7 protein-coding genes are annotated in these 7138 nt (G+C 35.8%); 2 read left to right on the top strand and 5 right to left on the bottom strand.

Annotated features, from left to right (window positions below):
• Positions 1-61: 61 nt before the first annotated feature.
• Entirely contained in the window at positions 62-1165 is a 1104-nt protein-coding gene (dprA, locus tag AACY61_RS06340; RefSeq protein ID WP_339610741.1) for a DNA-processing protein DprA, read from the bottom strand.
• A gap of 106 nt (positions 1166-1271) precedes the next feature.
• Here dprA and AACY61_RS06335 point away from each other — a divergent pair, with 106 nt between their 5' ends.
• The gene (locus tag AACY61_RS06335; RefSeq protein ID WP_339610740.1) at positions 1272-2195 is read left to right on the top strand and encodes an SPOR domain-containing protein; all 924 of its coding nucleotides are present in this window, start codon (positions 1272-1274) and stop codon (positions 2193-2195) included.
• Between the two features lie 75 nt (positions 2196-2270).
• A complete protein-coding gene (locus tag AACY61_RS06330) occupies positions 2271-2780 on the top strand; it encodes an acyl-CoA thioesterase (protein ID WP_339610739.1) in 510 nt (169 codons plus the stop codon).
• Here AACY61_RS06330 and AACY61_RS06325 read toward each other — a convergent pair whose 3' ends face one another.
• From AACY61_RS06325 to AACY61_RS06310, 4 genes are all read right to left on the bottom strand, one after another.
• Positions 2781-4013: a peptidoglycan DD-metalloendopeptidase family protein gene (locus AACY61_RS06325; RefSeq protein ID WP_339610738.1), complete on the bottom strand. Its 1233-nt coding sequence runs from the start codon at positions 4011-4013 to the stop codon at positions 2781-2783.
• Complete coding sequence (locus tag AACY61_RS06320; protein ID WP_339610737.1) at positions 4013-4789, bottom strand: DUF4292 domain-containing protein; 777 nt, start codon at positions 4787-4789, stop codon at positions 4013-4015. The genes AACY61_RS06325 and AACY61_RS06320 overlap by 1 nt, the downstream gene beginning before the upstream one ends.
• A gap of 8 nt (positions 4790-4797) precedes the next feature.
• Positions 4798-6120: a tetratricopeptide repeat protein gene (locus AACY61_RS06315; protein WP_339610736.1), complete on the bottom strand. Its 1323-nt coding sequence runs from the start codon at positions 6118-6120 to the stop codon at positions 4798-4800.
• A 64-nt stretch (positions 6121-6184) separates the two neighbouring features.
• On the bottom strand, positions 6185-7138 hold a 954-nt coding region (locus AACY61_RS06310), incomplete at its 5' end, for a sugar phosphate nucleotidyltransferase (RefSeq protein WP_339610735.1).

Genomic DNA, 7138 nt, shown 5'->3' with positions numbered 1-7138 from the left:
GTTATATTGTTTAGTTAATAAGAGTAAATGTAATAAATATTCCACATAATTCTTAATTTTTTTAACATATTTCAAATATTTTGCCAGGCAAAGGTCTGACGACACCCTTCAACTCAAGCTTTAAAAGCTCTGTGGTTATCTTAAAAACAGGCATACTGCAATTAATAGCAATAGTATCTATATGTGCTTTATTTTGGGCTTTTAAATAATTGTAAATTTTTTGCTCCTCTTCCTCCAATTCTACAAAAAGCTGTTTTTGAATGGTTTTAGGTTTTTCTTTACCCAAATTCCAATTGAGTATATAAATCAAATCTGCCGCAGAAGTTAACAGGTGGGCGCGCTGTGTTTTTATTAGATTGTTGCATCCCTGACTTTGGGTGTCAGATATTCTTCCGGGCACTGCAAAAACATCTCTATTATAGGAGTTTGCTATATTGGCCGTAACAAGGCTTCCTCCTTTTTCAGCAGACTCTATAACTATGGTCGCTTCAGAAATACCAGCTATGATGCGGTTCCTTTTTAAAAAGTTATTTCTATCAAAAACATCACTGCTCCAAAATTCAGTGATAAAACCTCCATTGTATTCAACATCTTTAATATATTTATGATGTGTTTTAGGATATATTTGATTCAAACCGTGAGCAAGGCAGCCAATTGTTTGCAGGTTATTTTTTAGCGCCGCTTTGTGTGCTGAAATATCTACACCATACGCAAAGCCAGAAATAATTACCGGGTCCAAAGGGGTTAGTTCCTCGATTAATTCTTCACATAACCTAACTCCATAAGAGGTGACTTTTCGGGTTCCTACGACGCTGATAATTCTTTTTTTGTTAAGGTTTATGTTGCCCCGTTGGAAAAATAAAATGGGGCCATCCAAACAGTGTTTTAGTTTTTCTGGATAATGGTCCTCTTTGAAATAAGTGGTTTTAATTTCATTGGATTCAATAAACTTTAATTCGTCTTCTGCCAATACGTAATAGTCTTTAGAATAAAGGTCCTTTAATTTAAATGAACCAATACCATCAATCTTCATAAGAGTGGCTTTTTTTTCTGTAAAAACAGCCTTTGGGCTTCCTGCTTTTTGAATTAACTTTTTGGCAGAAGCATCCCCAAGGTTTGGCACTTTTTGTAAGACCAAGGTGTAAAACAATTCTTCTTTTGTCACTTTTTAAAAAATTATAAATAATTGCTTTACAAGATAATAAAGAATTGTTAAAAACTTATGGGTTGCATTATTTTGAAACTCAAAAAAAATAGTAAATTTGTTTTCAATGGAACTATCAAGTTACATAAGCGATTTACTTTACAGGTATGAATGCGTCATACTTCCGGGTTTGGGTGCTTTTTTAACTCAAAGCAAATCAGCAAAGATTGATTTTGAAACTAATACCTTTTACCCCCCCGGAAAAAGTCTTTCATTCAACAGCCATTTGCAAACAAATGATGGATTGCTTGCAAATCATATAGCGCGTGTTGAAAATAGTTCTTATGAAGAAGCTCTTTCAAAAATAAGAGCTGAAATCAAAATATTAAAAAAAAGCCTAGAGTTAGGTAAAACCGTCTCATTTAAAAATATTGGTGAATTAAAAACCGATATAAATCACTATGTGGTTTTTCATCAGGACGCAAACTCAAATTTTCTAATAGAGTCTTTTGGATTAACCTCCTTTGCTTCTTCTAAGGTTTTCAGGGAAAGTAAGGTCATAAATACAGAAAAGGCAGAGTCATTGTTTAATAGGGAAAAGAGGGCAATTCCATTATTAAAATATGCTGCTATAGGTTTATTGGCAATTGGGTTAACCGGCATGAGCGGTCTTTTTGTTTATAATAATGCTGTTGAGGAGCATAATTTAGTTGAAAAGCAAAAAGCCAATTCACTGGTTGAAAACCAAATACAACAAGCTACTTTTGTTGTCAATTCGCCCTTGCCCTCCTTAAATGTAACTATTAAAAAACCACTGGGAAAGTATCATATTGTTGCAGGTGCCTTCAGGGTTGAAGAAAATGCAATGGCAAAAGTTGAAGAGTTAAAAGAAAAAGGATTCCCTTCAAGGTTTATCGGAATTAATAATTATGGTCTACACCAAGTGGTATACAATAGTTTCACTACAAAAGAAGAAGCCCTTTCTACTCTTAGGTCTGTAAAGCAAACCGAAAACATAGATGCTTGGCTGCTTGTCCAAGAGCTAAACTAATTCTCTACACAACATATTTTTTCCGGTTTTTAGATACTCGAATTTCAAAAGGATTATCTTTGCAAAAAAAAGTTTATGACGTCAAAAACTGCCAAAGAAACCCTAACTGTTTTAACAGACATTGTTTTGCCAAGCGAAACCAATCCAATTGGCAATATGTTTGGTGGCGAATTACTAGCCCGCATGGATCGCGCAGCAAGTATTACCGCAAGAAGGCACTCAAGAAGAATTGTCGTAACAGCTTCAGTAAATCACGTAGCTTTTAATAAAATGATTCCAGTGGGAAGCGTTGTTACTATAGAAGCCAAGGTTTCAAGAGCATTTAAAACTTCCATGGAGGTCTATATGGATGTTTGGATTGAAGATCGTGAAAGCGGTATCAAATCCAAAGCCAATGAAGCAATCTACACTTTTGTTGCTGTAGATGAAATGGGAATTCCCGTTCAAGTTCCCGAACTGGTTGCTGAAAGTGACTTAGAAAAAGAACGTTTTGCAGCTGCTTTGCGCCGAAAACAACTCAGCTTGGTGCTTGCTGGCAAAATGAAACCCAAAGAGGCCACGGAACTAAAAGCGCTTTTTGAATAATTACATTTCGTAAAGCCAATCTGCAGGATTGAGTTTATTTGTGTTTTTAAATATTAAAAACTTAAGAATTGTTTTTCCTGTTGTAGGATTAGTGTGTATTTTTCCTATAGCTTGTTTGGTAGATACTTTATCCCCTTTTGTTACATAGAGGTCTGTTATATTTTGGTAAACAGTTATAAAGTCACCATGCCTGATATGAACAGCCTTAACAGAGCCCCTGATTATGCTTATCGCTAAAACTTCACCATCAAAAGCTGCGCGTGCAGTTGTTCCTTCTTGAGTGGCTATTTCAACACCACTACTGGTTGTTTTCACATTAGGAAGCGTTGGATGCTGTGTAGTGCCAAATCGTGTAACGACAACTCCTCTTTCAACCGGCCAAGGAAGTTTCCCTTTGTTGCTGGTAAAATTTGCTGCTAGTGCTTTTGCCTCAGCAGTCATAGCAAAGGTTGTGGTTTTTCTTTCTCTTCTATCTCCTCCTGCTGCTCTGTTTGATTCTGCTATGGCTGCTCGAATAAGGTCTTCAATTTGTTTGTCAATTACTGCTGCCTCCCGTTGACGGTCTTTAATTTGTTTAGTATATTTACTTTCGTCTTGCTTAAGGGTTGCCATTAGTTGTTCTTGCTGCTTGCGTTCTAGTTGCAATTCATTTCTAGCAATTCTGTTTTCCTCAATAAGTGCCTGTTTTTCTTTTTGTTGAACTAATAGGTTTTTATTTAGTTCTTGAATTTCAGTGGTTTTTTTCTGTATTTCTTCTCCTTGTTTTTTTCTATGGTTTGCATATTGTTGCATATACTGCACCCGCTTATAAGCTTGTAAAAAGCTTTCAGAAGAAAGCAAAAACATTACCCTGCTTTGATCTGATTTACTTTTATATGTCCTGTCAATAAGTTTTGCATATTCTTCCTTTATTACCCGAAGTTCTTTGCGGAGTTGATCAATTTTATTCATGTTAGAATTGATTTCCCGTGTAATCAAGTTGGCCTGCTGGTTGGTTACTTTTATAAGATTTTCTCTTGCTTGAATTCTGCTGGCTATGTTTTCAACTTCAGTTAAAACCGTTTGTTCTTTTTTCTTAGTTGAAAAAAGAAGGTTGTTGATTTGCCTGATTTCTTCCTGTAATTGCTGCCTTTTTTTCTCTAATTCAGCTTGTTTATCAAGCTGTGAAAATGAGGATTGGCAGTTAAAAACAATTAGTAAAGCAAGCAGTAGTATTTGTGAGCTGTTTTTCATTAATCAATTGTTAATTCTTCATATCCATTTGGGATGTTGAAAGGAAAGCTAACACGCGCATTGAGATCAATTTGTCTAAAATCTAAAGTGATTTTTGTCTGGTTATTTATTTCAATAGCATCAATTTTTATTTCTTTAGGAAATATATAATTACCTGCAGGTTGATAAGAAAGATAGTCGACCCTTAAGATGCGTTGCTCTTCGGGCTGCATTATTTGTTGTGATGCCATTTTAAAATTTAAGGGGTTGACTAAAAACAAATGTTGCATTAGTGGGTTGTTACTTTTTGGTGTTAATCTGTAATTTGAGTCAGTAACAGATGTAGTGTATTGATTTTCATATAAATTGAAAACGCTGTTTCCCAACAAGATATTTTGTACCATATAAAAATCCACTTTTACAGCAAGCCAATCACTCAACAGACTGAAGTCGCCATCAAAATAGGTTTTACCTATGGTTTCATAATAACTAACATGTTGGGGTGTGATATACATTTTTGCCATAGTTATTCCCAAAATTGACGCGCTTATCCAAATGGCTTTGTCCCTCTCCATTCTTAAACTTACCGTCATGCTTTGAGAGGTACTTCCGTCATCAAATTTTACTTGTACCCTGGTTGCCAGAGTAGTGAATTTTGCTTCACTCTTCGTATGCAATTCAACCAACCTTTCCGTTTTTATTTTTTCGTCTAAAGTTCCGGTAGTTCTTTTGGCTGCACTGCAGGAAACTAAAAGAGAACCAATGACCGCTAAAACTAAATAACCGGAATATTTCATAAAGACTTCTAATTAGTTTGAGAAATTTTAATTGCTCTATTTTGGAACTCCTCAGCTTTTTGAGCATTGCCTTGTTCACTATAAACTTTACTGAGTTGAAGGTAAAAATCTCGTTCCATTTGAGAATCATCAATTAAATAATCAAGGCCGGTCTCCAGCATAGTTTTTGCTTTTGAAGTATTATCAAGATTAAGGTTTGCAACACCGTTAAGTAGATACAACAAAGGCTGAGAGGGAAACAAATCCAAGCTTTGATTGCTTAATTTCTCTGCTTTTTCAAATTTTTTAAAATCAATCTGAAGCAATAAAGTGTTTTTTATCAAATTGTAATTTCCAGGATTGTTTTTAACGCCCAGTTCAAAATATTTAAGTGCTTCCTCCTGCATTTCTTTTTTTAAATAATAGCCGGCCAATTGTTCATAAACCTGATCGTTTTTTGATTCCTGAGAAAAAACTGTCACCATCTCTTCCATTTTTTCTTCATACACAGGGTTTTCATTCACAAAAAGGAGAAAGTCATTCAGAACTTTAAATTTGTTTTCAGTGTCAATTTTATCTGATTTAAAAATAGTTTCCATTGAGGTAAAGGCCTCATCAGGCCGATTTGCATCTAAATAAAACTTATACAATGCAAGGTGTGCCAGTTCTGAATCAGGTAAGGCTTGAATGAGTTTTTTTGCAGTAGTAAATGCGGCTTCTTTATCATTTGACTCGCTGTAAAGGTAAATTAGGTTTAGAAAATCCTGTTCATTAACCGGTGTACGCTTAATGCGCTGTTCCAGGTCTGAAATCTGACTGCCGGCATTATCGCTTTTCATATAAATCTGTTGGCGCAACTGATTTCTGTAGTCGCTGTTACCCAATTCCTGATCTAGCTCTTCCAGAATTTGTAATGCTTTGTCATACTGCTCAGTGCGCTCATAGAGATTGGCCAAGTCTTCCTTATAGTCCTTGTCTAAAGGAATAAGTTTTTTAACAACAACAATGGCTTTTTCATAGTTATTTGTATTGTAATAGACGTCATAGAGGCCTGAAAAGGCTTCGGGTTTGCCCGGCTCCATCTCAAGCACTTTGTTATAATGTGTTTCTGCTTTTTCCCATTGTTTTAAATACCCATGATTTTTGGCCATTTCAAAATAGACGGCTACTTCACCAGGAGATTCTTTTGCGGCTTTTTCTAAAGCTTCAAGAGCTCGGTCATAGTTTTCGATTCCTTTTTGCTTGAGTGCTTCAAAAAAATGCTCCTGAAACTTATCAGTCACATTTCCTAAATCATCTGTAACGTCTTCATCTTTTCCTTGGGCAAGACTTATTTGGGGAATGAAAGTCATTCCTAAAATCAATAATAAAATATAAGTTAGACGATTTTTCAATTCTTTATCTTTAGTTATATCCTTATTCCATCACAGAATAATCACCCAAACTCAACGAAGTAAAGTTTCCATCAAAGATAACGTGATTCCCTATCATTGCATTGTCTAAACTGGCATTTTTAATTGTGCTGTTGGTTTGTATCAAGCTATTTTTGATTGTGCTATTTTCGACGACACAACCGTCGCCCAGTGAAACATTTGGACCAATGGTAGTATTTTTCAAAGTTACATTATCACCAATATAACAAGGCTCAATAATGGTTGCATTGTCCTCTTTGATTTTACTCGAGATCAGAGGCATTCCTTCATTTGAAAGGTGATTGAGCATACGGGTGTTTGTCTCAACTGTAACATTTTTGTTGCCGCAATCCATCCATTCGTCAATTTTTCCGGGAACGAAAACTTTTCCCTGCTGCATCAGCGCTTTGATACCATCATTGATTTGATACTCGCCACCATGGGTTAAATTGGCATCCAGTACTTTTTGCAATTCGTTTTTCAAATCACCTGCTTCTTTGAAATAATAAATACCAATCACTGCCAGATTTGAAACAAAATCTTGGGGCTTTTCAACAAGTCCGGTGATATGGTTGTTTTCGCTTAAGCTCACCACACCATATTGTGAAGGGTCTTCTACTTCTTTGACCCAAATGACACTGTCTGCATTTTGATCCAATTGAAAATCAGCTCTGAATAGGGTGTCTGCATATGCAATCACACAAGGGCCGCTCAATGAGTTTTTGGCACACATAATCGCGTGACCGGTACCTAGAGGTTTGTCCTGATAGTAAATAGTGCCTTTGGCTCCCATTGTTTTTGCGATATCCAGTAGATTTTCTTCCACTTCTTTTCCAAAATCTTCAGCTATGATAAAGGCCACTTCTTCAATTTTTCTATTCAAAACTTTAGCAATATCCTTTACCAATCGATGAACAATGGGCTTTCCTGCTACCGGGATTAATGGTTTTGGAACGGT

Origin of the sequence: uncultured Planktosalinus sp. (assembly GCF_963973675.1) — a bacterium.
GTDB lineage: Bacteria > Bacteroidota > Bacteroidia > Flavobacteriales > Flavobacteriaceae > Planktosalinus.
Note: the sequence above shows the minus strand (reverse complement) of the source record. Positions and strands in the feature narration are given on the sequence as shown.